This window comes from Hydrogenophaga palleronii NBRC 102513, assembly GCF_001571225.1.
In the GTDB taxonomy this organism is placed as follows: domain Bacteria; phylum Pseudomonadota; class Gammaproteobacteria; order Burkholderiales; family Burkholderiaceae_C; genus Hydrogenophaga; species Hydrogenophaga palleronii.
On record NZ_BCTJ01000009.1, the window covers coordinates 120,260 to 144,628 of the forward strand.

Consider the following 24,369-nt stretch of genomic DNA (forward strand, 5'->3'; position numbering starts at 1 on the left):
CGGGGAGGTCATCGAATGACTTTCTGGATCACTTCGATCAGACGCGCCGGATCAAAGGGCTTGACCAGCCAGCCGGTGGCACCGGCGCCGCGGCCGAGCTGCTTCATCTGGTCGCTGGACTCGGTGGTCAGGATCAGGATCGGCACGGTCTTGAACTTGGGGTGCTCGCGCAGCTTCTTCGTCAGGCCGATGCCATCCAGGTTGGGCATGTTCTGGTCGGTCAGCACTAGGTCGATGCTGTGCGCCTGGGCCTTTTCCCAGGCGTCCTGCCCGTCCACGGCTTCCACCACGTGGTAGCCGGCCCCCGTCAGGGTGAACGACACCATTTTTCGCATGGATGCCGAGTCGTCTACGGCAAGAATCGATCGCATGGTTTACTCCGTCTTTGGTCTGATATCGGCATGGAAGGCACCGGCTTGAATCGGCCGGGTGCTCAGAAGAGTTCGATGGAGCCCGCGTCCATCTCGCTTTGGGTCACCGGGCTGGGGCGCTCGGGCATCGGGTCGATTTCCATCGGCACCTCGCCCTCTTCGGGTTCCATCGCCTGGTCGGCCAGGCGCCAGGCGCAGCTCTGCAGCACCTTGCCGGTGTGTTCGATCAGCTGCGTCGCCATGTCATGGAACTGCAGCTCGGTCACCGCCTGGTGCAGGTTGTCGCGGATCGGGCCGATCAGGGTCTCGTCGCTGCGGGCCTGTGCGCCCAGCTCGCCGAGCGCCCGGTTGGCGGCACCGAAGCGCATCAGCAGGTTGCCGGTGGCGTGGTCCAGCAGGCCTTCCAGGCGCTGCAGGTCGGTCATGGCCATCAGCAGCGAATCCTGGAGATCGGCCACCAGCGTCACGGGCAGGGAGACAGACGGAGGGGTCTGCTGCATCGTCGGGTGCTCCAAGTGGGTTTGGGAAGGGGGCGGCAGTGTGGTCGGCATTACAATTTTCAGCATCTGTGCGGCGCTGAATTGACCGATAACCGGCCGAATTCGGCGCCAGTTCCCCGCTTGGCCACCCGATTGCGGGCGCTCCATCGCCCGCCAGCAGCAGACCAGACCCATGAGCGGAACGCCCGAGAACCCCGACAAGCCCCCCGTGCGCATCCTGCACCTGGAAGATTCCCGGGTGGACCACGCCCTGGTGAAGTTCGCCCTGCAGCGCAGCCAGCTCATCAGCGAGGTGATGCTGGTCGACACCATGGACGACTTCCGCAGCGAGCTCGAAAGCGGCCGCTACGACATCGTGCTGGCCGACTACCACCTGCCCGGCTTCACCGGCCTGGACGCCTGGGACATGGTGCGCGAGATGCGGCTGGAGATTCCCTTCGTGATCCTCTCCGGCGCGATCGGCGAAGCCGCCGCGGTGGACGCGATGCACCGCGGCGTGAGCGACTACCTGCTCAAGGACAGCATGCACAAGCTCTCGCACGTGATCGCACGTGCGATCGAGATCAGCGAGACGCGCCGCGCCAAGGCCGCGGCCGACGCCGAGCTGGCCGAGTCGCGCCGGCGCCTGGCCGAGCTGGCCGAACACCTGCAGACCAGCATTGAACAGGAGCGTGCCGACATCGCGCGCGAAATCCACGACGACATCGGCGGTTCCCTGGCGGCCGTCAAGCTCGACCTCGCCTGGGTCGCGCGCCGCGCGTCCGACCCGGAGATGCAGCGCCACCTCGGTTCGGCGATGGAGATGCTGCAGCACGCCCTGGGCGCGAGCCAGCGCATCATGATGAACCTGCGCCCGCCCATCCTCGACCAGGGACTGGTGGCCGCCGTGGTCTGGCTGGCCGCCGGTTTCGAGCGGCGCACCGGCTTGCGCGTGACGGTGCGCCGCTCGTCCGAACAGCTCGACGTGCCGCGTGATCTGCAGCTGGTGGCCTACCGCACGGCGCAGGAAGCCCTGACCAATGTGCACAAACACGCACAGGCCAGCGCGGTCGACATCGACCTGAGCGACCGCGAAGGCGTGTTGACGCTGGAGGTGAACGACAATGGCCGCGGCCTCGATGCGCAGGCCTTGCGCAAGGCCAAGTCCTTTGGGCTGCTCGGCCTGCGCGAGCGCGCGGCCAAGGTGGACGGCTGGCTCGACATCAGCTCATCGCCCAGGGGCACTTCGGTCATCCTGTCGGTGCCCCTGCAGACTTCCAGCAACCCGGACAACACGGCTCAGGCCGATGAGGAGCCCCATGATCAAGGTGATTTTGTGTGACGACCACGCCATGGTGCGGCGCGGCATCCGCGACACCATCTCGGAAGCCACCGACATCCAGGTGGTGGGCGAAGCCGGCAGCTACCCCGAACTGCGCGACCTGATGCGCAAGGTCGAGAGCGATGTGCTCGTGCTCGACCTCAACATGCCCGGGCGCGGCGGCCTGGAAGTGCTGGGCACGCTGAAGGAAGAGGGCTCCAACGTCAAGACCCTGGTGGTCTCCATGTACCCGGAAGACCAGTACGCCATCCGCTGCCTGCGCGCCGGCGCGCGCGGTTACCTGAACAAGGCCGGTGAACCCGCCGAACTGGTGGCCGCCATCCGCACCGTGATGCAGGGCCGCAAGTACGTGACGGCCGAGGTCGCGCAGATGCTGGTGGACACGCTCAGCGCGCCCGAGAGCGAGGAGCTGCACGCCAGCCTGTCCGAGCGCGAACTGCAGACGCTGCAGAAAATTGCCTCGGGCAAGAAGCTCTCGGAAATCGCCGAAGAGCTCATGCTCAGCCCCAAGACCGTGAGCGTGTACCGCGCGCGCGTGCTGGAAAAGCTGCACCTGGCGAACAACGCCGAACTCACGGTCTACGCGATCCGCAACGGCATCGTGTAAAGGCTGCCCATGCGCGCCTGGCCCCGCCACCACCGCCTTGCGTCCACCGCATTGCTGCGTGGCGTGGCCCTGTTGTGGCCGCTATGGGCCCTGCTGCCGGGCCCGGCGCAGGCCGAGTCGCTGCGCTGCGAAGGCGGCATTGCCAGCGAAGGCGATTCGCGCCTGGCGCTGGTGAACAAGTGCGGGCCGCCGGTGCTGGCCGACAGTTATTGCGCGCCGATCGAGATCCTGCCGCCGCGCGGTTTCTCCCGGAACTACCCGGAATACCTGCCTTGCCAGCCGACGGACGAATGGCTTTATGACCGCGGCCCCGGCAACCTGCAGGCCACGGTGCGGCTGCGCGCGGGCCGGGTCATTTCCATCCATTACGGCGAAACACCGCGCTGAGCCCGCCGCGTCAGCCGCTGTGCCCAGGCTCGCAGTTGCCCGGTCGCACGGCGGTGTTCGTGCCGGTTTTTAAGGGACGGGGACGGCTCGTGTCGGCGTGATCTTGCGGATCTGGTGGTTGTTCTTATCGGCCACGTAGACGTTGCCGCTGGCGTCCACCGCCACGCTGTAGGGATCCCAGAACCTGGCCGCTGCGCCCACGCCGTTTTGTGCACCTAGCGCCGTCGGCGTGCCGGCCAGGGTGCTGACCATGCCGTCCGGTGTGATCCGCCGGATCACGTGCGACCCGCTGTCGGCCACATAGAGGCTGCCGCTCGAATCGATGGCGATGCCGACGGGTGCATTGAAGCTTGCGTTGTTGCCATGGCCGTCCTCGGAACCGTGGGCGTCGATTTTGCCGTACGGGGTGCTGACCATACCTTGCGGTGTGATCTTGCGAATGACGTGGCTGTTGAAATCGGTCACGAACAGATTGCCTTTGGCATCGATGGTGATGCCGGCAGGCATCATGAACCGGGCGTCTGCACCTGTGCCGTCAGCTGTGCCCGGTGTGCCCGAGCGCGAGCCCGCGAACGTGCTGACCTCGCCGGCCGGCGTGATTTTGCGGATTTTGCGGCCCAACGAGTCGGCCACCAGCAGGTTGCCTTGTGCGTCGATCGCAATGCCCGCAGGCTGGTTGAACGAAGCGTTGACACCGTTGCCGTCGACCGAGCCGGCCGAGCCTGACCCTGCCACCGTGCTCACCACGGGCCCGGGCGCGATCTTCTTCACCTTGTGGCCCCACAGCTCGGTCAGGTAGACGTTGCCGTCGGCGTCCAGGGCCAGGCCGAAGGGTTGCTCAAGTGTGTCGTCGAGGCCGCCGCCCGCCAGGGTCGTGACCGTGCCCGAGGGTGAGACCAGGCGGAGCCTCAAGTTAAGGGAGTCGGCCACATATACGTTGCCAGCAGCATCCACCGTCACGCCCCTTGGGAGCTTGAACTGGGCATCGGGTCCTTCGCCATCTGCCATGCCGTCCGTGCCCGAGCCCGCCAGCGTCGACACGGTGGCCTGCGCCGCCTCGCAGTGCACGGCCACGTTGGTGACGTCGGCGGCGGCCTGGCCACGGTCGTTGTTCACGCTGCAGAACTGCCACAGTGGCTGCTTGAGCGCGGTGACCTCATAACGGCTGCCTTGTTCGATGGAGGTTGCAAAGTTGAAGCCGCCGTTGGCAGACAGTGCCAGCTCGTCACCGGCGTTGTTCTGCAACACCAGCGTGCCGCTCGTGATGCCACTGAGCGTGCCGCCGATCACGTGCCTGGCGACAGGCACCTCGGGTGGCTGGGCCGTGGGGGTGCCGCTGCCGCCGCCACCGCAAGCCGCCAGCAACAGCACCACCGCACCAGCCAGCATGCTGTGGCGTCCACCGAGCCCCGTCAATCCAAACGACTTCATCTTGAAATACCTTTGCATTACCCGCGCAAAACACGCACCCCGATGGCACTGCTGAGCGGGCCACGACTGTAGTTCAGGAACTGCAATTTGCTCCTTTTTCGGAAGCGATATCTGTGCACAACAGCACGCATGCCGCGCCAGCACGCCTTGCTGCAGGCCGCCTTCTGGTGATTGGGCATCGCCGGCTTGCAAGAAGCGCGACATGCCCGGAACAGGACAGCTGCGGATAATCGCCAGATGTCCGCACCGACCACATCCATCTGGAGCCCATTGCGCCAACCCGCCTTCCGGGGCCTCTGGATCTGTGGCGCCATCTTCTTCGTCGGTGCCGGCATGCAGACCATGGCGGCGGCCTGGCTCATGGTTGAGCTCACCGGTTCGTCCTTCCTCGCCGCGCTGGTGCAGACCGCGGTGTTCCTGCCCATGTTCCTGCTGGCGCTGCCAGCCGGTGTGCTGGCCGACACCACCGACCGCCGGCGCCTGATCTCCGGCGCGCTGATCGCGCAGGTGGCTGCCAGCGCGCTGCTCGCGGCGCTGGTGCTGGCCGGCTGGGGTGGTGCGGCCTCGGTGCTGTTCCTGGTGTTCGTCTGTGGCTGCTGCACGGCGGTGCTCACGCCGGCCTGGAATTCCTCGGTGGTCGACCCGGTGCCACGCGCCGAGTGGCCGCAGGCCATCACCGCCATCGGCATTGCCTACAACGCCGCGCGCGCCATCGGCCCCACGCTGGCCGGCCTGCTGTTCGCCAGCCTCGGTGCGGGCTGGGTGTTTGCCGTCACGGTGCTGACCACGGTGGTGATGTGGGAGTCGATCCGTCGCTGGCCGCCGCGCGCGCACCCACCGTCCACCCTGCCGCCCGAGCGGCTGTGGGGCGGTACCTTGAGCGGCCTGCGTTTCGCCTGGCACTCGCGCATCATCCTGGCGCAGCTGGTGCGGGTGATGGCCTTCAGCGCCGCCGGCTCGGCGCTGTGGGCCTTGTTGCCGGTGATCGCGCAGCGCCAGCTCGGCACCGGCGCCGAAGGCTTCGGCCTGCTGATGGGTTGCCTGGGCACCGGTGCCGTGGCCTCGGGCCTGGTGATCGGCCGGCTCCGCGCGCGCTTCGCGCTCGACCGCATCGTGGCGGTGAGCTGCTCGGTGTTTGCCGCCGTCATGTTGCTGGCGGCCTGGGTGCGTGTGCCCTGGCTGGTCTACATCGCCATGGCTTTTGGCGGCGCGGCCTGGATGGCCACCATGTCCACCTTCAACACCGCCACCCAGGCCAGCGCACCGCCCTGGGTGCGCTCGCGCGCGGTGGCGCTGCACATCGTGTCGGCGCTGGGCGCTTTTGCCATCGGCTCGGCGATCTGGGGCGCGGTGTCCGACATCGTGGGCCTGACCGGCGCGCTGGCCACCGCCGGTGTGCTGATGGCCGCCGGCCTGCTGCTGGCGCGGCCCTTCCCGCTGCGCGTGGGCGACGACCACGAAGTGACCCAGGGCACGCCGTGGGACGAGCTGTTCGTCGAGGCCGAGCCCAGCCCCGAGGCCGGCCCGGTGGCGGTGGAGGTGGGTTACCGCATCCGCGCTGGCGCGGACCAGGCTTTCCTCGACACCATCGCGCAGATGAAAGACCCGCGCCGCCGCGACGGCGCCACCTTCTGGCGCGTCTACAAGGACCTGGGCGAACCCTCGCGTTATGTGGAGCGCTTCATCGTCACCTCGTGGGCCGACTACCTGCACCAGCGCGCCCGCGCCACGGTGGCCGACCACGAGATCGAAACCGAGGTGCGCGCCTTCCTGGCCGAGGGCGAAGCCGCGCACATGTCGCACTACATCGCGGAGCGCTGAGGCCGGGGGCGGAACCTCAGGCCAGGCCGAAGGCCAGCAACCCGGCGGGCGCGGCCAGCAGGGCGGCCACGGCGGTCCAGCGCGGGCGGTAGGGCAGCGTCCAGGCCACGGCCATCGCGGCCGCGGTGAGCCAGCCGAACCAGGCCGTCAGGCCCACGCCCACACCCCAGGTGCCGATGCAGGGCCAGATGGGCGCGGCAAGCAGCGCCGTGCCGGCCAAGCGCAGCAGGCGCCGTTGATGTGCCGTTGGTTCGGCGCGCCCGGTGAGTTGTTCGTGGTGCCGGTCCATCGCCAGGCTGAGCGCGGTCATGCCGGCAAAACACCAGGCCAGCACCGCGGCGCAGAGCAGGCTGGTGTTCACGCGGCCATCCTCAGGGCCAGCAGCCACAGGCCCAGCACCAGGGCCGAGAGGGCCATGCCGGCCCAGGCGCGGGTGGCGCTGCGGGTGCTGAAGACCCAGATGACGAGCGCGGTGTAGAGCGTGAAGCCGAACAAGGTGGCGCCGAGCACGGCACCGGCCTGCGAGCTGCCTTCCAGTGCCCGCAGGCCACGGGCCAGCAGCGCCGTGGCGAGCGAGGTGACGGCATAACCCCCGAGCGCGGCGGCCAGCACCCGGCTGGCCACACGCCAGCGGTACGCCGCGCCGTGCTGTTTGTCTGCGTTGTTGTGTTGGCTCATGCCGGGTCCCGATGGGGTGGTGGCCTTCATGCGGCCGCCGCCGGTGTGCGGGCGGGCCGCGCCGCGGCCTGGGCGCCGTTCGCCTGGCGGCGGCGCAGGCGCAACGCGGTGACTGCGAACAGCACGCCGAAGACCAGCGTGGTGAGGTCGAAGCCGGCCAGCACCCAGTCGCCCTGCGCCAGGCTGCTGCCGAGGTGGCGGTCGGTGGTGGCCCCGTTGAGCGCGGGCAACAGGCCGAAGGCCAGCGCGGCGACCCAGAGCTGTTCTTGCCACACGCGCAGTGCGGGTGCGGTGCGCAGCCGCACTGCGGCGTGCAGCAGCAACAGCCCCCAGGCGATGAACAGGCAGTGGAACTCCCAGGCGCGGCGGTCTGCAAAGTCGGCCGGCAACAGGCGGTTGGCCCAGAAGTACACCGCCACCGCACTGCACAGGCCGGCGATGGTGCCGATGTTCAGCGCCTCGACCAGCCGGAAACCGAAGGCCACGGACTGGCCTGCCTTGAGGCGCTTGTCCTGGTCGCGCCGGCGCTTCACCGTCCACAGCACCAGGCCGGTGGCGATCATGGCGCAGCCCAGCAGGCCGGAGAGAAAGTACAGCCAGCGCAAGGCCCAGCCGGCGAACATGCCTTCGTGCAGGTTGATCAACACGTCCTGCACGTTCCAGGCGGTGCCGCGCTGGCGCTGCGGGTCGGCCAGCGCTTGGCCGCTGCTGCCGTCGAACACCAGGCGGTCGTTGCCGAGCACGGTGGCGCCTTCGCGTGTGAAGGTGATGCGCGAGCCTTGTTGCCCCGGGTGTTCGATCGACACCCGGTCGGGGCCGACGGCACCCCAGCGCGCCTGCACCTGTTGCAGCGGCACACGCAGGTCGATCAGAGGCGCCGCCACACCCAAACCGGGTGCCGGTTTGGCGTACTCGGGGTCGGGCGTGAACAGCGGGTCGAACTTCGAGTTGCCGCGCGGGTTGAGCGGGTTGGCGCGGGCCGTGGCTTCCTTGCTCGCGCCGTAGCTGTCCACCATGGCGGCGGGCATGTACTGGTCCATGAAGAACACCAGGCCGCTGTAGGTGATCATCAGGAAGAAGGGCAGTGCGGTCACGCTGATCAGGTTGTGCGCGTCCAGCCAGCTGCGTTGCCCCTTGCCGGGGCGGAAGGTGAAGAAGTCGGTGAAGATTTTCTTGTGGGTGACGATGCCGCTGACGATGGCCAGCAGCATCAGCATGGTGCACACGCCGACGATCAGCACGCCGGTGCGTTCGGACATGTAGTGCAGCGCGTAGTGCATGCGGTAGAGCGCTACACCGCCGCCAGTGCGCCGCAGTTCCGCGCGGTCTTGCGGCACGATGGTTTCGCCCGTCACCGGCTCGATGTAGCGGCTGCCCTGGCCGTAGCGCACGTTCTCCTTCAGGCCGGGCCAGTGGATGCGCCAGTGCGGGATGTCGCGGTCGGCCGGCAGGTGGATGATCCAGCGCGCCGCGTCGGGCTGTTCCGCCGCCAGCAGCGCCTGCGCGGTGGCCAGGCCCACGGCCGGCGCCACCTGCGTGAGCGGTGGCGGCCGGCGCTCGGGCTGCATCCAGCGGCCGATCTCTTCGTCGAAGTAACCGACGGTGCCGGTGAGGAAGACGAAGAACAGCACCCAGCCGACCACCAGGCCGGTCCAGGTGTGCAGCCAGGCCATGCACTGGCGAAAGCCGTCTTTCATGCCGAGCCCGTTGCTTGCCGTGCGCTCAGAACCGGCCGCGCAGGCTCAGCACCACGTTGCGCGGGTCGCCATACCAGTTGCCGCTGGCGCTGTTGCCGATCTGCTTGTAGTAGGTCTTGTCGAACAGGTTGTTGACGTTGAGCGCAGCGCTCCAGGTGCGGTTGATGCGGTACTGCACGGAGGCGTTCCACACCGCATACCCGGCCTGGCTGAAACGGAACGGCACGCCCGGCCCGTTGAACAGGCCGGAGACCGGGTTGTAGGTGTTGGCGGTGCCGGCCACGTGGGTCGCGCTCTGCAGGTTCACACCCGCGCCGACCGTCCAGGCCGAGAGGTCTTCGGGCAGGCGGTAGCTGGTCCAGAGCTTGAACAGGTGGCGCGGTGTTCTGGAGTGGTAGGCCAGGTGGGTGGTCTTGTTGCTGTTCGAGTTGTAGGTGTAGCCGGCGAACAGCTGCCAGTTGCGCGCCAGCTGGCCCGAGATCTCGGCGTCGATGCCCTGGCTCACCACCTTGCCTTGTGGCAGGTGGCAGCAGTTGAGGCCTTCGGCGCCGATCGCGGTGCTCGGGTAGCCGGGGTCGCGCACCGCTTCGCCGTTGCGTTCGATGCGGTAGAGCGCAAACGCGCTGGTCAGGCGCCCGCCCGCGTGTTCGCCTTTCAGGCCCAGCTCGTAGTTGCGGCCGGTGATGGCGTCCAGCGGCGTGCCGGGCAGCGGGCCTTGCAGCCGGCTGGCTTGCGACTGGTGGATTTCGGCGATGCTGCCGTAGGCGGTCCAGCGGTCCGACAGGTCGTGCACCAGGCCGGCGTAGGGCGTGAAGATACCCGACTCTTTGTAGCCGGTCCGGCTGCTGGAGGTGACGTCACCCGCGCGGTTGTATGCCACGTAGGGCGACTGGTAGGCGTAGCTGGAGTAGCGGCCGCCGAAGATGGCCTTGGTGCGGTCGCTGAGGTTGGCGGTCAGGCGGCCGTACAGGGCTTTTTGCGTGGCGCCGAAATCGGGGTAACCACCAGAGCGCCAGACCAGGCTCGGGTAGGGGATGGAGTGGGGGTCGAAGTTGAAGACGTTCTTCGGCGTCAGCGCCGGGTTGAAGTCGGTGACGATGTTGTATTCGTCGTTCTTGACCTTCTGCCAGTCCATCCCGACCAGCAGCTTGTGTTCGCGGCCCAGCAGCGGGAACGAACCGCTGGCGTTGATGTCCAGCGCGTACTTGTCGGTGCCGTACTGCTTGTGGCTCGAAAAGAAGCCGGGAATGGTGCCGCTGAGCGGGTCGATCGCGCCGGAGGCTTCCACCGCCACGATGTCGCTGTCGAACGTCACCACGTTGGCATGCACCTTCAGGCGCCAGTCGCCGGCCAGGCGCTGGTCGAGCTGCGCGAAGACTTCGCTGCTGGTTTTGCTGCGGTCGTTCCAGGTCGGGAACAGGGAGGTGTTGCGCGGCAGGCCGAGGTCGGCGCCATTGGCGTAACGCGGCAGGCCGGTGCGCCAGGGCGCGTCGTCCAGCTGTTCGTGGCTGGCGCCCAGGGTCACCATGGTCGAGGGCGTGAGGTCGGCTTCCACGATGCCGTACAGCAGCGTGGTGCGCGCCTTGCCGTTGTCGTAGAAAAACTCGCGGTCGGTGTGCGACACCAGGGCGCGGCCGCGCACGTTGCCGTTCTGCGTGAGCGGGCCCGCCACGTCGAGTTCGGCGCCGTACTGGTTCCAGCGGCCGGCCGAGAGCGTCACCTGCGTCTGCGGCGTGTGGGTGGGGCGCTTGCGCACCAGGTTGACCGAGCCGCCGGGTGTGCCGGTGCCGCCGAACAGGCCGTCCGGCCCACGCACCACCTGCACGCTGTCGTACTGCGCGAGGTTGGGTGAGTAATTGGCGCCGAAGCCGTCGATGGCGGCACCGTCCACCTGCACGTTGCCGATCTTGAAGCCGCGCGAATACACACCTTCGGCGGCGCCGTTGTAGCCCGAGCTCTCCAGCGTCACGCCGGTGGTCTGCCCCAGCACCTCGCCGATGGACGTCAGGCCCTGGTCTTCGATGCGCTGGCGCGTCACCACGGTGACCGACTGCGGGATCTCGCGCACCTTCTGTTCACCCTTGCCGAACTGGATCGCGCTCGGCGCATACGAGCCGTTGCCTTCGGTGGTGGCACTGCGTTCGCTCTGGGCCGTCACCGTGACGGTGGCCAGTGCCGGGTCGGTGGCGGCGTCTGCCTGCGGTGCCTGCTGCACGGTGATGGCGTTGCCGTCGATGTGGGCCACCAGGCCGCTGCCGGCCAGCAGGCGGTCGGCCGCCTGGCGCGTGGTGAAGCGGCCCGAGACGGCCGGCGCCGTCTTGCCGGCCAGCAGCGCGGGCGCGGCCACCAGCGTGGTGCGGGTCTGGCGCGCCAGCTCGGTCAGGGCTTGCGACAACGGTTGGGCGGCCAGCGAGATTTCCACCGCGCTGGCGGTCTGGGCCCACACGGCGGGGGTGGCGCCGAGCGCCAGGGCGGCTGCCAGCGCCAGGGGCGCCAGGGCAAACCGGGTACGAGACATCTGCATCGAATCCATCTCCAGAATGAAATGGGCATCGAAAAAAGATGCCCTCGTCTGGAGGACGGATCAGGGCGCGCAACCCTGATGTGTCGGGTACGAAAAGTGCAAAAAAATCTCAGCCGCGCAGGCCGACGATCTCGGTGAAGCCGTCGCGTTTGTGCAGCCGCACCGGCAGCACCTGCGGCAGGCTGCGCACGAAGCTGCCGATGTTGCGCAGGTCCACGCTGGCGGTCACCGGCAGCGCGCCGGTGGCCGCGTCGCCGATGCTGAGCGGCAGATCGGCGTAGCGCCCGAGCTCGGCCAGCACATCGGCCAGCTCGGTGTTCTCGAAACTCAGGCGCTGGCTCAGCCAGGGCGCCATGGCATCGGCGCTCACCGCCTTCACCTCGCCGGCCTGGCCGTTTTCGTCGGCACTCACGCTGTGGCCGGCGTGCAGCTCGATCACGTCTTCGGGCCGCTCACCGCCCAGCGCCGGCGCCACGCGCACCTGGCCTTCCATCACCGCGACCTGCACCGCCTGCTGGCCGAGCGAAGGTGTGTAGCGCACCGAAAAGCGGGTGCCCAGGGCGGTGATGCGGGCGCCGCCCGCGAGCACGTCGAAGGGGCGGTCGCGGTCGCCCTGTACCTGGAACACCACCTGGCCCTCGGGCATCACCACCTCGCGGCGCTGGCGGTACAGCGTCACCTCGGCCTGGGTGGAGGCGTCCATCTGCAGGCGGCTGCCGTCGGGCAGGCGCGCTTCCATCTGCTGGCCGCGCTGGGTGGCGAACTGCTGGCTGTAGACCGGCTGGGCCTGCCAATGCGCCCAGCCGAACCAGCCGCCGCCCAGCACGCCCAGCGCCACCACGGCGGCCAGGGCCTGCGGCAACGCGCGGCGCAGCAGGCCGCTGCGGCGGGCTGGGGCGACGACTTCGGTGTGGGTGTCGGTGTCGGTTTGGGTATCGGCTGGTGCAGGGGGTGTGGTGACGGGGCGCTGCTGTTGTGCCGCCATGTCACGCGCCGAAGACTGCTGCGCGCTGTCGATGGCCAGCGTGGTGCGCAGCCGGGCCGTGCCGGCCGGCGGGATCGCTTGCACCGCGTCGAACACGCCGGCCATGTCGTCGTAGGCCGCGCGGTGTTCGGGGGCGGCCTGCAGCCAGGCCTGCAGCTCGGCCTGCTCGGATTCAGAGAGGCCGTCGGATGCGCGCACCGACCAGTGCAGCGCCGCCAGTTCCACCGCCGACAGTTCGTCGAGCGCCGACGCGCCGTCGTCGCCCGCTTCCGGCAACGCGCTGTCCGCATCCCGCCGTGCGCCGCGCGCGGCACCGGCCGCCGCGAGCGGCGGCTGGGAGGGCGGGAGGTGGCGGTCGGTCATGGCGGTGCGTATTGTCGGGCTTGTGTGCGGACGGGCTTCTGAAAGGGAAGACGGATGGCGGCCGGACAACCTGATGTGGCGGGCGCAAAAAAACGCCCTGCACCGGGCGCGCGGAATCAGTCCACCGGGTCGCCGGTGGCCGGCTGCGCCACACGCCTGGCCTCGGGCATGCCGCCCAGCGCCTTGCGGCAGGTGGCCACCGCCAGCATGATGTGCCGCTCCACCATGTTGAGGCTCACGCCCATCGTGTGCGCCACCTCAGCCTGTGGCAGGCCTTCGATCTTGTGCAGGATGAACGCCTGGCGGCAGCGCGGTGGCAGGGCCTCGATGGTGCTGACCAGCAACTGCACACGCTGTTGCCCCGCGTACACCACCTCGGGCTCGCAGGCCGCGGGCGCCGCGTGTTCGAGCAGCACGGCATCGCTTTCATGGCGGCGCAACTGCAACTGGCGGTGGCGGTCGATCAGCAGGTTGCGCGCCACCTCGTACAACAGGGCGCGCACGTTGTCGACCTCACCACCCGCGTAGCGGCGTTCCAGCACGCGCTGGATGGTCTGTTGTGTGAGGTCTTGTGCTTCGTGCACGTCTTTCACCGAATGGGCGAAGAAGCGCAACAACTCGTCGTAGTACCGCTCGTGCACGATGTGTCCAGCCAGAAAGCCAAAGGAGCCAAAAGAATCCGTCGTTGGGCTGAGATGTGGCGGCGGCTGGATCTGAAGCGCGGGGTGGACGGGACGGCCGGCATTGTAAACCGCGCAATGCGAATAAATCTCATTGGCATGGCCTGCAACCGGCCATCCCGGCGTCACTAAGATAGGGCCCGTTTGCCCGCGCCGCGTGCCACCCTTCAAAGGACTCCCATGAGCCAGACCAACGCCCTTGCGCGTGTGGATGCGGACACTGCCCAGGCCGCAACCCTGTTCGTTCAGCAGGCGCTGGCCGCCCATGCGGCGCGCGGCCCTGCGCCACTCGCAGCCGGCACCCTGGTTGAGCACCGCTGCGCACGCCAGGTCGGGGGTGCGCGGTGACGCCCGATCTCTGGTTGCTGGTGCTCGGTGCCGCTGTCGCCGGTTTCGTGCAGGGCCTGTCGGGTTTTGCCTTCGGCATGGTCGCCATGTCGTTCTGGGTCTGGGGCATCGAGCCCAGCGTGGCGGCGGTGATGGCGGTGTTCGGCTCCTTGACCGGGCAGGTGGTGGCGGCGGTCAGCAGCCGGCGTGCCTTTCACCTCGGCACGCTGGCGCCGTTCCTGCTCGGTGGTGCGGTCGGCATTCCGCTCGGCATCGCGGTGTTGCCGCACCTGAATGCCGATCTGTTCCGCCTGGTGCTGGGGACGGTGCTGGTGGTGTTCTGCCCGATCATGTTGTTCTCGGCCCGGCTGCCCAAGCTGTCTCGCGCGGGGCGAATGGGCGATGGTGTGGCCGGTGCCATTGGCGGTTTCATGGGGGGTATTGGTGGCTTCACCGGCGTCGTGCCCACGCTGTGGTGCACGCTGCGCGGCATGGCCAAAGACGAACAGCGCGCCGTGATCCAGAACTTCAACCTCGCGGCGCTGGCCTTCACCATGCTGGGTTATGTGCTCGCCGGCGCGGTCACGCGCGAGATGTGGCCCTTGTTGCCGCTGGTGGCGGTGGCGCTGCTGGTGCCCTCGCTGATCGGTGGGCGCCTGTACGTGGGCCTGAGCGAAGCTGCTTTCCGCAAGCTGGTATTGAGCTTGCTCAGCCTGTCGGGCCTCACCATGCTCGTCTCGGCCGTGCCGCGTTTGCTGGCCGCCACATGATCTCGGCGCAGTTCCTGCAGCGCCTGACGCTGCGGCGCGACCGCGTCGAATCCTTCGAGCGCTATCCGTTCAAGCTGCCGGCGGTGCGCTCGCTGGAGCAGCTGGATTTCCATCCCAAGATCACCTACTTCATCGGCGAGAACGGCTCCGGCAAATCCACCTTGCTGGAGGCGATGGCGGTGGCGTTGGGTTTCAACGCCGAAGGCGGCAGCAAGAACTTCAACTTCGCCACCCGGCGCTCGCACTCCGAGCTGCACGAGTACCTGCGCCTGGCCAAGGGCTACAAGCGGCCACGCACCGGCTTCTTCCTGCGCGCCGAGAGTTTCTTCAACGTGGCGACCGAGATCGAACGCCTCGACGCCGAGCCGTCGTTTGATGCACCGGTCATCGACGCTTACGGCGGGCACTCGCTGCACGAACAGTCGCACGGTGAATCCTTCCTCACCCTGCTCACCGAGCGTTTTGGTGGGCAGGGCCTGTACATCCTGGACGAACCCGAGGCCGCGCTGTCGCCGCAGCGCCAGCTGGCCGTGCTCTCGCGCATCCACGACCTGGTGCGCGACGGTTCGCAGTTCGTCATTGCCACGCACTCGCCGCTGCTGATGGCCTACCCCGACGCGCTGATCTACCAGTGCAGTGCCGACGGTGTGGCGCCGGTGGCCTACGAAGACACCGAGCATGTGCGCGTGACGCGAGACTTTCTCGCCCACCCCGAGCGCATGCTGCGTGACCTGCTGAAACCCTGAGGGCTCAGGCCACGCCGGTGGCGCTTTTCCAGAAGGCGTCGGCGGCGCGGCCCAGCACCTCGTGCGCGCGGTAGAGGCGGATCTCCAGCGGCACCTGCCACTCGCTGCCGGCCGCGTTCACCAGGCGGTGCTGGTCCAGGTCTTCCTGCACCAGGGACTGCGGCAGCCAGGCCAGGCCGCGGCCATCGAGCACCATGGTGCGCAGCACCGAAGCGAGGTGGGCTGTGAACACGTGCTGCACCGGGAAGGCTTCGAGCCGGCGTTCCAGCACCGCGCGCAGGATGCGGCCCAGGCCCGACTCTTCGGAGTACCTGAGCACCGGCACCGCCGCCCGGTCCGTGCCGCCGAGCGGGTGCCGGGGCTGGCCCAGCGCGTCCGGTGCCGAGACCGGAATCAACACGTCCTCGCCGATGCGGGCGGAGCGGTAGGGCTCGGCGTCCAGCGCACCCTGTGCCTGGTGGTGGGCATGGCTCAGCACGAACTGCACCTGGCCTTGCAGCATCAGGGCCTCGCAACGCTGCAACACGTCGGACACCAGCTGCACCGGCCCCAGCGTGGTCTGCGATTCGAGCCCGCGCAACCAGCGTGGCAGGAAGGTGAACGAGAGCGCGTGCGTGGACGCGAAACGCAGCGTGACCGAACTCGCTTCGGCCATCCGCCGCGCATCGCCGGGCACGCGCTCCACGCGTGTGATGAGTTCCTGCGCGATGCCCGAGAACCATTCGCCCACCTCGGTCAGCCGCGCGGGTTGTGAGCTGCGGTCGAACAGCTCGGTGCCTACCCATTCCTCCAGCGCGCGGATGCGGCGGCTGAAGGCCGGTTGTGAGCTGTGGCGCTCTTCGGCGGCGCGCGAGAAATTGCCGGTGGCCGCGAGGGCTTTGAAGTCTTCGAGCCAGATGAAGTTCATGGGCGGTTCGTACAGTGCATGGAAGCAGCGAAAAAGAGCATTGGCCGGCAGCGCCGATCACCGCGACCATTCGGGCTCCTCAGAAACACCCCCTGGAGCCCCGCCGTGAAGATCGTCGAGATTCGTGAGAAGACCCTGCCCATCAGTTCGCCCATCCGCAATGCCTACATTGACTTTAGCAAAATGACCCTGAGCCTGGTCGCGGTGATCACCGACGTGATCCGCGACGGCAAGCCGGTGGTGGGCTACGGTTTCAACTCGAACGGCCGCTACGGACAGGGCAAGCTCATGCAGGAGCGCTTCGTGCCGCGTGTGCTCGAAGCCGACCCGGCCTCGCTGCTCGACGACACCGGCAACAACATCGATCCGCACAAGGTGTGGAACTGCATGTTCACCAACGAGAAGCCCGGCGGCCACGGTGAACGCTCGGTGGCCATGGGCACCATCGACATGGCGGTGTGGGACGCGGTGGCCAAGATCGAAGGCCAGCCACTGTTCCAGCTGCTGGCCGACCGCTACGGCAACGGCCAGCCCAACCGCAAGATCTTCGTCTACGCCGCCGGCGGCTATTACTACCCCGGGCAGGACTACAAGAAGCTGCAGGACGAGATGCGCAGCTACATCGACCGCGGCTACACGGTGGTGAAGAAGAAGATCGGCGGCGCCTCGCTGGACGAAGACCTGCGCCGCATCGACGCCGTCATGGAAGTGCTGCAGGACGGCCAGAAGCTCTGCGTGGACGCCAACGGCCGCTTCGACCTCGACACCTCCATCGCCTACGCCAAGGCCTTGTCGCAGTACGACCTGTTCTGGTACGAAGAAGCCGGCGACCCGCTGGACTTTGAACTGCAGGCCACGCTGCGCAGCTACTACAAGAACCCGATGGCGACCGGCGAAAACCTGTTCTCGATGCAGGACGCGCGCAACCTGATCCGCTACGGCGGCATGCGCCCCGACCGCGACTGGCTGCAGTTCGACTGCGCGCTGAGCTACGGCCTGGTCGAGTACCTCAAGACGCTGGACATGCTGAAGGAACACGGCTGGTCGGCCAGCCGCTGCATCCCGCACGGCGGCCACCAGATGTCGCTCAACATCGCCGCCGGCCTGGGCCTGGGCGGCAACGAGAGTTATCCCGACCTGTTCCAGCCCTTCGGCGGTTTCCCCGATGGCGTGAAGGTCGAGAACAGCTTCGTCACGCTGCCCGATCTGCCTGGCATCGGCTTCGAAGGCAAGGCCGACCTGTTCCGCGAGATGCAGGCGCTCTCGGCCTGAGCCATCAAACGCTGCGTTGGCGCGACACGGCCCGCGCTGCAGGCCAGGCCCGCACCAGCAACGCCAGCAGCGAGGCCGCGGTGGCCAGCAGGCCCACCGCCAGCCAGCCGCCCCAGGCCAGCAACTGGCTGCCCAGGGCCGCGCCCAGCGCCATGCCGGCGAACATGGCCACGAACAGCACCGCGTTGAGCCGGCTGCGCGCGGCCGGGTCGATGCCGTAGATCAGCGTCTGGTGCGATACCAGGGCGGCCTGGAAGCCGAGGTCGAAGGCCAGCACGGTGAACACCAGCCAGGCCAGTTGCAGATCGCGCGGCAGCGCCGGGGTGGCGGCCATGGCCGCGAACGACAGCGCGGCAATGCCCGCCCCCAGCAGCGTGATGGCGTGCGGGCCGTGGCGGTCGGCCAGGCGGCCGACCAGCGGCGCGGCCAGCGCCCCTGCCGCACCCGCCAGGCCAAAGGCACCGGCAGCGGAAGCGCCGAGGTGGAAGGGTTCGCCGTGCAGCCAGATCGCCAGCGTCGACCAGACGGCGCTGAAGCCCACTGCCAGCAGGCCCTGGGCCAGGGCGGCGCGGCGCAGCGCGCCGTGTTGCCGCACCAGCGAGAACAGCGAACCCAGCAGGGGCCCGTAGCCCAGTGTGGAGCTGGGCTTGAAGTGCGGCAGGTAGCGCCACAGGGCCACGCCCAGCAACGCGGTGGCCAGGGCAGCGCCACCGAACACGGCGCGCCAGCCCAGGTGTTCGGCGGTGAAGCCGGCCACCACGCGCGAGAGCAGGATGCCCAGCAACAGCCCGGTCATCACCGTGCCCACGATGCGGCCGCGCCGGGCCTCGGGCGCCAGCGTGGCCGCGGCGGGCACGATGTCCTGCGCCATCGAGGCCGCCACTCCCATGGCCAGGCTGGCTGCCAGCAGGGCGTGCAGGGAGGGCGCGAGCGCCGCGCCGAGCAGGCTGAGCACCAGCAGGCCGAGCTTGACCAGGATCAGCTGGCGCCGGTCGTGCCGGTCGCCGAGCGGGGCGGTGAACAGGATGCCGAGCGCATAACCGAGCAGGGTCAGCGTGGGCACCAGGCCGATGTGCTGCGGGCTCGCGCCGATGTCGTCGCCCAGCATGCCGAGCATGGGCTGGCTGTAGTAGAGCGAGGCCACGCTCAGCCCGGCGCCGATGGCCAGCAGCAGGGTGAGGCCGGCGGACAGGCCCGCACCCACGGCGGCGGTGGCGGGTGCGGCGGGGGTGTTGGTATTCGTGGAGCGGATGAGTGACATGGGGAAAACCCGGTGCTTTTGCGATGGCCCCGAGTCTGACAGCCCCGATCCGACCCCGGTAGGGCAGGGAAAAGCACTTCAGATATACGATCAACGCATGAAGCGCGTCCACCCCATTCCCCCGCTGGTGTCGCCCGCCGGAGACCGGCTGGACCTGATGCAGACCTTCGTGCGCATCGTCGAAGCCGGCAGCCTGTCGGGCGCCGCGGCCCAGCTCAATACCACCCAGCCCACGGTCAGCCGGCGCCTGCAGGCACTGGAGCGTTCGCTCGGCCTGCGCCTGCTGCAGCGCTCCACCCGCGCCATGCGGCTGACGGAAGACGGCAAGCGCTGCTTCGAGCGCGCCAAGTCGCTGCTGGAAAACTGGGACGCCTTCGAGGCCGAGCTGCGTGGCGTGAGCGACGAGCCCAAGGGCAGCCTGCGCGTGCTCGCGCCGCACGCCTTCGGGCAGGACCAGTTCGTGCGGCCACTCGCGGCTTTCCTGCAGCGGCATCCGCAGGTGGACGTGGAATGGCTGCTGCGCGACGACGTGCACGACCTGATTGCCGAAGGCATCGACTGCGCGCTGCAGGTGGGCGAGGTGCAGGACCCGTCGGTGGTGGCGATCAAACTGCTGGACGTGCGGCGCATCGTGGTCGCCGCGCCCGAGGTGCTGCAGGGCAAGCCGGCGCCGCGCAACGTGGATGGCCTGGCCGCGCTGCCCTGGCTGGCGCTGCGCACCTACTACCGCAACGAGGTCTCGCTCAAGCACGCCAGCAGCGGCGAGGTGCGGCAGTTCGGCATCCGGCCGCGCCTGAGCACCGACAGCCTGTACGTCACGCGCAACGCGGCGCTGGAGGGGCTGGGTGCCTGCATCGTCTCGGCCTGGATGGTGGCCGACGACCTGGCCGCGGGCCGCCTGTTGCACCTGGCGCCGCAGTGGCAGGCGCCGTCGCTGCCGCTGTACATCATCTACCCCTACGCGCGCTTTTATCCGGCGCGGCTGCGCGAGTTCGTGGAGATCATGCGCGAGGCCGCGCCGCTGCTGCTGCAGGACGCGGCGACGGCCGACCTCAGCCGCCGGTGAAGATGTCGGTGGCCAGCTTCATCAGCGTGGCCACCGGCGTGTCCAGCATCGGCAGCGTGAAGGCAATGCCCACCAGGCCGGCAGAGAGCGTGAGCGGGAAGCCGATGGCGAAGGCGTTCATCTGCGGCGCGATGCGCGAGATGAAGCCGAGCACGATGTTGATGAAGATCAGCATGCCGATCATGGGCAGGGCGATCCACAGGCCGTAGCGGAACACCACCACACCCAGCTGGTGCAGCTGCAGGCGGTTGATCGACTCGAAGGCGCTGCCCCCGATGGGAAAGGTGTTGAAGCTGGCGATGACCGCCTGCAGCAGCATCAGGTGGCCTCCCATCACCACGAACAGCAGCATGGTGGTGTTGCCGAAGAAACGCCCCACGGTGCTGGACTGCGAGTTGGTGGAAGGGTCGAAGAAGCCGGCGAAGTTCAGGCCCATCTGCAGGCCGATGAGTTCACCCGCCAGCTCGACCGAAGCGAACACGATGCGCACCGCCAGGCCGATGGCCACACCCACCACCACCTGCTGCAGCACGACGGAGAAGGCCGCCGGGTCGTCGAGCGCGATCATCGGCTGATCCGGCAGGCCGGCCTGCGCACACAGCGCCACCAGCAACGCCAGGCCAACACGTGTGCGCATCGGCACCGAGCGCGAGGAAAAAATGGGCGCGCTGGAAAACACCGCCAGGATGCGCAGGAACGGCCAGAACACCGGCGTGACCAGCGCCATGATCTGGGCTTCGGTGAAGGTGGGCATCGTGGGCGAGAAGGGCTTGATCCAGGGGCGTCGCGGATCCGGCTTTGCCGGTCCCAGGCGCCGCCCCCTGGAGGGGGGCGCGCGCAGCGCGGCGGGGGTGTTTCTCTATACAGCGAAGTTCGGGATGGACAGGATCGTGCTGCGGATGAACTCGATCATGGTCGTCATCATCCAGGGGCCGGCGATGGCGAACACCGCGATGGCCGCGATCAGCTTGGGCACGAAGGCCAGCGTGGCTTCGTTGATCTGCGTGATGGCCTGGAACAGGCTCACCAGCAGGCCGACCGCGAGCACCGTGGCCAGCACCGGTGCGGCCACCATGAGCAGCATGAACAGCGCGTTCTGCGCCATCGTGAGAGCGGCTTGCGGATCCATCAGAACACCTTGTCAAACAACGATCGGAACGCGGCGAGGGTGCCCGTCATGTGGCGAAGCTTGCCGCGAGCGAACCGATCAGCAGGTTCCAGCCATCGGCCAGCACGAACAGCATGAGCTTGAACGGCAGCGCCACCAGCACCGGCGACAACATCATCATGCCCAGCGACATCAGCACGCTGGCGACCACCATGTCGATCACCAGGAAGGGAATGAAGATCATGAAGCCGATCTGGAACGCGGTCTTGAGCTCGCTGGTGACGAAGGCCGGCACCAGCACGCGGAAGGGCGCGTTCTCTGCCGTCACGTCGTTGGGCAGCTTGGCCAGCTTGGCGAACAGCTCGAAGTCGGACTGCCGCGTCTGCTTGAGCATGAAGGCGCGCATCGGCGCCTGGCCGCTTTCCAGCGCCTGTTCGAAGGTGATGGCGTTGCGCGAATAGGGTTCGTAGGCCTCGGCGTACACGCGGTCCAGCGTCGGGCCCATCACGAACAGGGTGAGGAACAGCGACAGGCCGACGATCACCTGGTTGGGCGGGGCCGACTGCGTGCCCAGCGCCTGGCGCAGCAGCGAGAGCACGATGACGATGCGGGTGAAGCCCGTCATGAGCAGCAGCACGGCGGGCAGGAAGGACAGCGCGGTGAAGAACAGCAGGGTCTGGATCGGCACCGAATAACTGGTGCTGCCCGCGCCCTGGCCAACCATGAGCGGCAGCGAAGGGCCGGCGGCGCCGGGCGCGGCCTGCGCCCAGACGCCGGTGGCGAACAGGGCGAGCGCTGCGATCAGCAGGCGCTTGAAAACATCAGCGCGGCGCATGGGGGGCCTTGTTCGTTTGCGTGAGTTGGGCCAGGCGCGCCGCAAAGCTGGACGCGGGCGTGACGATGGTTTGGCCGGCATCCGGCAGGCCTGCGGGCAGTTGCATGTGGTGCAGCGCGTTGACGCTGCCCGGCGAGACGCCGAGCACCAGGCAGATCGCGTCGTCACCCTGGCCGACCTGCACCGTCACCACCCGCTGCTGCGGACCGAGTGAGAGGCTGGAGAGCAGCTGCATCGGCGGGCCGCTGTGGCCGACCGCGCCGGGCAGGCGGCGGCGCGCCCACTTCAGCGCAAAGGCCAGGCCCACCATCAAGGCGAGCAGCAGCAAGGCGGGCATGGCGTTTTGAAGCATGGGGAAAGTTCTCGGAGAGAGGAGGATGTCAATCCAGGGATGCCGAGGAACCGGCTTTGCCGGGCCTCTGGCATCGCCCCCCTCCCAGGGGGGTGACGCCGCAGGCGGCGCGGGGGGTGACGTGACCTGCGGTCACGTCCTGCTCACTCTCCGCATGCGCTCGGACGGCGTCACGATGTCGGTCAGGCGGATGCCGAACTTGTCGTTCACCACCACCACCTCGCCCTGCGCGATCAGGTAGCCGTTGATGAGCACGTCCATCGGTTCACCGGCCAGCGCGTCGAGTTCGACGATGGAGCCCTGCGCGAGCTGCAGGATGTACTTGATCGGCACGCGGGTGCGGCCCAGTTCCACCGACAGCTGGACAGGGATGTCCAGCACCATCTGGATGTCCTGCATCGGGTTGTTGTGGGCCGAGCCGGCGCTGCTGGTGGGCGGCACGGTGGCCGAGTCGAACACCGGCGCACCGTCGTCGTTCACGCTCACGGTGGCGGACTGTTCTTCCAGGGCCTGGGCCCAATCGTCGCTGACGGCGTCGTTCATGTTGGTGGTCTCAGTTGACATACGAATCTCCCAGCCAATGCAAATCGGTCCCGCGCAGGTTGCGTTCCACACGCAGCGCGTACTTTCCCTTGTGGGTGCCGTACTGGCATTCGAAGACGGGCACGCCGTCCACATGGGCCTTGATGGAAGGCGTGCGATCGAGCTCGATGAAGTCGCCGATCTGCATCGCCAGCAGCTGTTCCACCGTGGCCTCGGTCTGGGCCAGCTCGGCGACCATGGTCACCTCGGCGGCCTGGATCTCGTGGCTCAGCAGCTTGACCCAGCGGCGGTCGACCTCGATGGCATCACCCTGCACGGCCGAATACAGCACGTCGCGGATCGGCTCCAGCGTGGCGTAGGGCATGCAGATGTGCAGCGAGCCCGAGATGTCGCCAATCTCCAGCGTGAAGCTGGTGGACACCACGATCTCGCTCGGCGTGGCGATGGTGGCGAACTGGGGCTGCATCTCCGAGCGCTGGTAGGCCAGCTCGATCGGGTACACGCCGCGCCAGGCCTTCTTGTATTCCTCGGCCACCACGTCCACCAGGCGGTTGATCACGCGTTGCTCGGTGGCGGAGAAGTCGCGGCCTTCGATGCGGGTGTGGAACTTGCCGTTGCCGCCGTACAGGCTGTCGATCACGCCGAACAGCAACGTCGGTTCGCACACCACCAGGCCGTTGCCGCGCAGCGGGCGGATGGCCATGATGTTGAAGTTGGTCGGCACCACCAGCTCGCGCAGGAAGGCGCTGTACTTCTGCACCTGCACCGCGCCCACCGAAATCTCGGGGCTGCGGCGGATGAAGTTGAACAGGCCCAGGCGCAGGTTGCGCGAGAAACGTTCGTTGACGATCTCCATGGTGGGCATGCGCCCGCGCACGATGCGCTCCTGGCTGGACAGGTTGTAGTCGCGCACACCGCCGGTGGGCACTTCCTCTTTCGCCAGCTTCTGGCTTTCGCCCGTGACGCCTTCGAGCAGGGCGTCGATCTCTTCCTGGGACAGAAACGAATCGGCCATGGTCTGAATCCGCGGTTTACTGAACGATGAAGCTGGAGAACAGCACGGCCTGCACCGGGTTGGCGGCGGCCTTGCCCTTGCTGCGTTTCGGCGCGGCTTCGTCGCCCGCCGCTGCCGGCGCGGCGTAACCCATCTCGCGCGAGATGGTGGCGATGATGTCGCTGGCGAGCTTCTCTTTGCCCTGCACCTGCAGCATCTCTTCCGCGGTGCGCTGCGAGATCAGCACCAGCACCTGGCTGCGGATGCTCGGCAGGAAAGCCTTGACGGCGGTTTCGGTGGCCGCGTCCTGCAGTTGCAGCGTCAGGCCGAGCTGGATGAAGCGGTTGCCACCGGGGTCGGCCAGGTTGATGACCATGTTCTCCAGCGGCAGGAAGGTGGGCGCGCTCTTGGGGCTCTTGGCGTGCACGGCGGCCGGAGCACCCTCGTCCTCGTAGTCGTCGTCTTCGGCGGTGTTCTTCTTCAGGATGAACAGCGCGGCGGCGGCACCGATCAGCGCGAGCACGACCACGCCGAGCACGATGAACAGCAGTTTCTTGCTTTTCTTCTTCGGCGCTTCGGGCGCATCGGCGGTGGCGGCGGCAGCAGACATGGCGTTCCTTCAACAGACGGGCCACACGCGAAAAGCCGTGTGGGTTGAAAGAATTATTGGCCGCGACCCCCTTGGCCGTTCGCCGGATAAGCGCCGGAAAAGACGGCTATTCAGGGCTTCGGACGCTGGCCGATCAACGTGCGTGCCAGCCCTCCAGGCACCCGCGGAACCGGCTTCGGCGGGCCGCCAGGTGCGCCCCCTGGGGGGTGACGC

Annotated in this window: 27 protein-coding genes; 9 read left to right on the forward strand and 18 right to left on the reverse strand. The window is 68.0% G+C overall.

All coding sequences use genetic code 11. The annotated features are described in order from the left end of the window. Positions 1 to 8: 8 nt before the first annotated feature. The gene (locus HPA01S_RS08995) at positions 9 to 371 is read right to left on the reverse strand and encodes a response regulator (RefSeq protein WP_066269036.1); all 363 of its coding nucleotides are present in this window, start codon (positions 369 to 371) and stop codon (positions 9 to 11) included. A 62-nt stretch (positions 372 to 433) separates the two neighbouring features. Continuing rightward, complete coding sequence (locus HPA01S_RS09000) at positions 434 to 871, reverse strand: hypothetical protein (protein ID WP_066269037.1); 438 nt, start codon at positions 869 to 871, stop codon at positions 434 to 436. A gap of 172 nt (positions 872 to 1,043) precedes the next feature. Between HPA01S_RS09000 and HPA01S_RS09005 the strand changes: the two genes are divergently transcribed. From HPA01S_RS09005 to HPA01S_RS09015, 3 genes are read left to right on the forward strand one after another with little or no spacing between them, the layout of a single operon-like run. Beyond that, entirely contained in the window at positions 1,044 to 2,192 is a 1,149-nt protein-coding gene (locus HPA01S_RS09005) for a hybrid sensor histidine kinase/response regulator (protein WP_066269039.1), read from the forward strand. Then, the gene (locus HPA01S_RS09010) at positions 2,170 to 2,799 is read left to right on the forward strand and encodes a response regulator (protein ID WP_066269040.1); all 630 of its coding nucleotides are present in this window, start codon (positions 2,170 to 2,172) and stop codon (positions 2,797 to 2,799) included. The genes HPA01S_RS09005 and HPA01S_RS09010 overlap by 23 nt, the downstream gene beginning before the upstream one ends. Positions 2,800 to 2,808: 9 nt before the next feature. After that, positions 2,809 to 3,186 (forward strand): DUF2845 domain-containing protein, encoded by a 378-nt coding sequence (locus HPA01S_RS09015; RefSeq protein WP_066269043.1) that lies wholly within the window; start codon positions 2,809 to 2,811, stop codon positions 3,184 to 3,186. Positions 3,187 to 3,255: 69 nt separating this feature from the next. Here HPA01S_RS09015 and HPA01S_RS09020 read toward each other — a convergent pair whose 3' ends face one another. Next, a complete protein-coding gene (locus HPA01S_RS09020; RefSeq protein ID WP_084360568.1) occupies positions 3,256 to 4,821 on the reverse strand; it encodes an NHL repeat-containing protein in 1,566 nt (521 codons plus the stop codon). Between the two features lie 33 nt (positions 4,822 to 4,854). Between HPA01S_RS09020 and HPA01S_RS09025 the strand changes: the two genes are divergently transcribed. Next, the gene (locus HPA01S_RS09025; protein ID WP_066269050.1) at positions 4,855 to 6,438 is read left to right on the forward strand and encodes an MFS transporter; all 1,584 of its coding nucleotides are present in this window, start codon (positions 4,855 to 4,857) and stop codon (positions 6,436 to 6,438) included. Between the two features lie 16 nt (positions 6,439 to 6,454). Here HPA01S_RS09025 and HPA01S_RS09030 read toward each other — a convergent pair whose 3' ends face one another. From HPA01S_RS09030 to HPA01S_RS23040, 6 genes are all read right to left on the reverse strand, one after another. Next, positions 6,455 to 6,799, reverse strand: a complete 345-nt coding sequence (locus tag HPA01S_RS09030) for a DUF3325 domain-containing protein (RefSeq protein WP_084360569.1) — start codon at positions 6,797 to 6,799, stop codon at positions 6,455 to 6,457. Continuing rightward, on the reverse strand, positions 6,796 to 7,116 hold the full coding sequence (locus HPA01S_RS09035) for a DUF3649 domain-containing protein (RefSeq protein ID WP_066269051.1): 321 nt from the start codon (positions 7,114 to 7,116) through the stop codon (positions 6,796 to 6,798). Before HPA01S_RS09035 ends, HPA01S_RS09030 begins: the two co-directional genes overlap by 4 nt. 26 nt (positions 7,117 to 7,142) lie before the next feature. Further along, entirely contained in the window at positions 7,143 to 8,813 is a 1,671-nt protein-coding gene (locus HPA01S_RS09040; protein ID WP_066269053.1) for a PepSY-associated TM helix domain-containing protein, read from the reverse strand. A gap of 25 nt (positions 8,814 to 8,838) precedes the next feature. Next, entirely contained in the window at positions 8,839 to 11,337 is a 2,499-nt protein-coding gene (locus HPA01S_RS09045) for a TonB-dependent siderophore receptor (RefSeq protein ID WP_218005333.1), read from the reverse strand. 109 nt (positions 11,338 to 11,446) lie between these two features. Then, positions 11,447 to 12,685: a FecR family protein gene (locus HPA01S_RS09050; RefSeq protein ID WP_066269057.1), complete on the reverse strand. Its 1,239-nt coding sequence runs from the start codon at positions 12,683 to 12,685 to the stop codon at positions 11,447 to 11,449. Between the two features lie 116 nt (positions 12,686 to 12,801). Continuing rightward, positions 12,802 to 13,326 (reverse strand): RNA polymerase sigma factor, encoded by a 525-nt coding sequence (locus HPA01S_RS23040; RefSeq protein WP_157084943.1) that lies wholly within the window; start codon positions 13,324 to 13,326, stop codon positions 12,802 to 12,804. Positions 13,327 to 13,545: 219 nt separating this feature from the next. Between HPA01S_RS23040 and HPA01S_RS23045 the strand changes: the two genes are divergently transcribed. Genes HPA01S_RS23045 through HPA01S_RS09065 form a run of 3 tightly spaced genes read left to right on the forward strand, consistent with a single transcriptional unit; the run spans position 13,546 to position 15,208 of the window. Further along, positions 13,546 to 13,713: a hypothetical protein gene (locus HPA01S_RS23045; RefSeq protein ID WP_157084944.1), complete on the forward strand. Its 168-nt coding sequence runs from the start codon at positions 13,546 to 13,548 to the stop codon at positions 13,711 to 13,713. After that, positions 13,710 to 14,462, forward strand: coding sequence for a sulfite exporter TauE/SafE family protein (locus tag HPA01S_RS09060; RefSeq protein WP_066269065.1), 753 nt, complete (start codon positions 13,710 to 13,712; stop codon positions 14,460 to 14,462). The genes HPA01S_RS23045 and HPA01S_RS09060 overlap by 4 nt, the downstream gene beginning before the upstream one ends. Beyond that, the gene (locus HPA01S_RS09065) at positions 14,459 to 15,208 is read left to right on the forward strand and encodes an AAA family ATPase (RefSeq protein WP_066269067.1); all 750 of its coding nucleotides are present in this window, start codon (positions 14,459 to 14,461) and stop codon (positions 15,206 to 15,208) included. The genes HPA01S_RS09060 and HPA01S_RS09065 overlap by 4 nt, the downstream gene beginning before the upstream one ends. 4 nt (positions 15,209 to 15,212) lie before the next feature. Here the strand turns inward: HPA01S_RS09065 and HPA01S_RS09070 are convergent, their stop codons facing one another. Beyond that, on the reverse strand, positions 15,213 to 16,115 hold the full coding sequence (locus HPA01S_RS09070; RefSeq protein WP_066269074.1) for a LysR substrate-binding domain-containing protein: 903 nt from the start codon (positions 16,113 to 16,115) through the stop codon (positions 15,213 to 15,215). A gap of 105 nt (positions 16,116 to 16,220) precedes the next feature. Here HPA01S_RS09070 and HPA01S_RS09075 point away from each other — a divergent pair, with 105 nt between their 5' ends. After that, positions 16,221 to 17,387: a mandelate racemase/muconate lactonizing enzyme family protein gene (locus tag HPA01S_RS09075; RefSeq protein WP_066269076.1), complete on the forward strand. Its 1,167-nt coding sequence runs from the start codon at positions 16,221 to 16,223 to the stop codon at positions 17,385 to 17,387. A 4-nt stretch (positions 17,388 to 17,391) separates the two neighbouring features. Here the strand turns inward: HPA01S_RS09075 and HPA01S_RS09080 are convergent, their stop codons facing one another. After that, a complete protein-coding gene (locus HPA01S_RS09080; protein WP_066269077.1) occupies positions 17,392 to 18,648 on the reverse strand; it encodes an MFS transporter in 1,257 nt (418 codons plus the stop codon). Positions 18,649 to 18,745: 97 nt separating this feature from the next. Here HPA01S_RS09080 and HPA01S_RS09085 point away from each other — a divergent pair, with 97 nt between their 5' ends. Next, entirely contained in the window at positions 18,746 to 19,714 is a 969-nt protein-coding gene (locus tag HPA01S_RS09085; RefSeq protein ID WP_066269079.1) for a LysR family transcriptional regulator, read from the forward strand. On the opposite strand, the gene fliR is transcribed toward HPA01S_RS09085, so the two are convergent. The 7 genes from fliR to HPA01S_RS09120 all read right to left on the reverse strand — a co-directional run bounded on the left by fliR (position 19,701) and on the right by HPA01S_RS09120 (position 24,156). Beyond that, a complete protein-coding gene (gene fliR / locus HPA01S_RS09090) occupies positions 19,701 to 20,468 on the reverse strand; it encodes a flagellar biosynthetic protein FliR (RefSeq protein ID WP_066269082.1) in 768 nt (255 codons plus the stop codon). The two genes, HPA01S_RS09085 and fliR, sit on opposite strands and share 14 nt — an antisense overlap. Before the next feature lie 105 nt (positions 20,469 to 20,573). Next, entirely contained in the window at positions 20,574 to 20,843 is a 270-nt protein-coding gene (gene fliQ / locus HPA01S_RS09095; RefSeq protein WP_066269085.1) for a flagellar biosynthesis protein FliQ, read from the reverse strand. A gap of 46 nt (positions 20,844 to 20,889) precedes the next feature. Further along, positions 20,890 to 21,657 carry a flagellar type III secretion system pore protein FliP gene (fliP, locus tag HPA01S_RS09100; protein ID WP_084360571.1) on the reverse strand — a complete coding sequence of 256 codons (768 nt, stop codon included), beginning with the start codon at positions 21,655 to 21,657 and terminating at the stop codon, positions 20,890 to 20,892. Then, positions 21,644 to 22,009 (reverse strand): FliO/MopB family protein, encoded by a 366-nt coding sequence (locus HPA01S_RS09105; protein ID WP_084360572.1) that lies wholly within the window; start codon positions 22,007 to 22,009, stop codon positions 21,644 to 21,646. The genes fliP and HPA01S_RS09105 overlap by 14 nt, the downstream gene beginning before the upstream one ends. A gap of 132 nt (positions 22,010 to 22,141) precedes the next feature. After that, entirely contained in the window at positions 22,142 to 22,573 is a 432-nt protein-coding gene (gene fliN / locus HPA01S_RS09110) for a flagellar motor switch protein FliN (RefSeq protein WP_066269090.1), read from the reverse strand. Then, complete coding sequence (fliM, locus tag HPA01S_RS09115) at positions 22,563 to 23,567, reverse strand: flagellar motor switch protein FliM (protein ID WP_066269092.1); 1,005 nt, start codon at positions 23,565 to 23,567, stop codon at positions 22,563 to 22,565. The genes fliN and fliM overlap by 11 nt, the downstream gene beginning before the upstream one ends. Positions 23,568 to 23,583: 16 nt before the next feature. Further along, a complete protein-coding gene (locus tag HPA01S_RS09120; protein ID WP_066269094.1) occupies positions 23,584 to 24,156 on the reverse strand; it encodes a flagellar basal body-associated FliL family protein in 573 nt (190 codons plus the stop codon). Positions 24,157 to 24,369 lie beyond the last annotated feature (213 nt).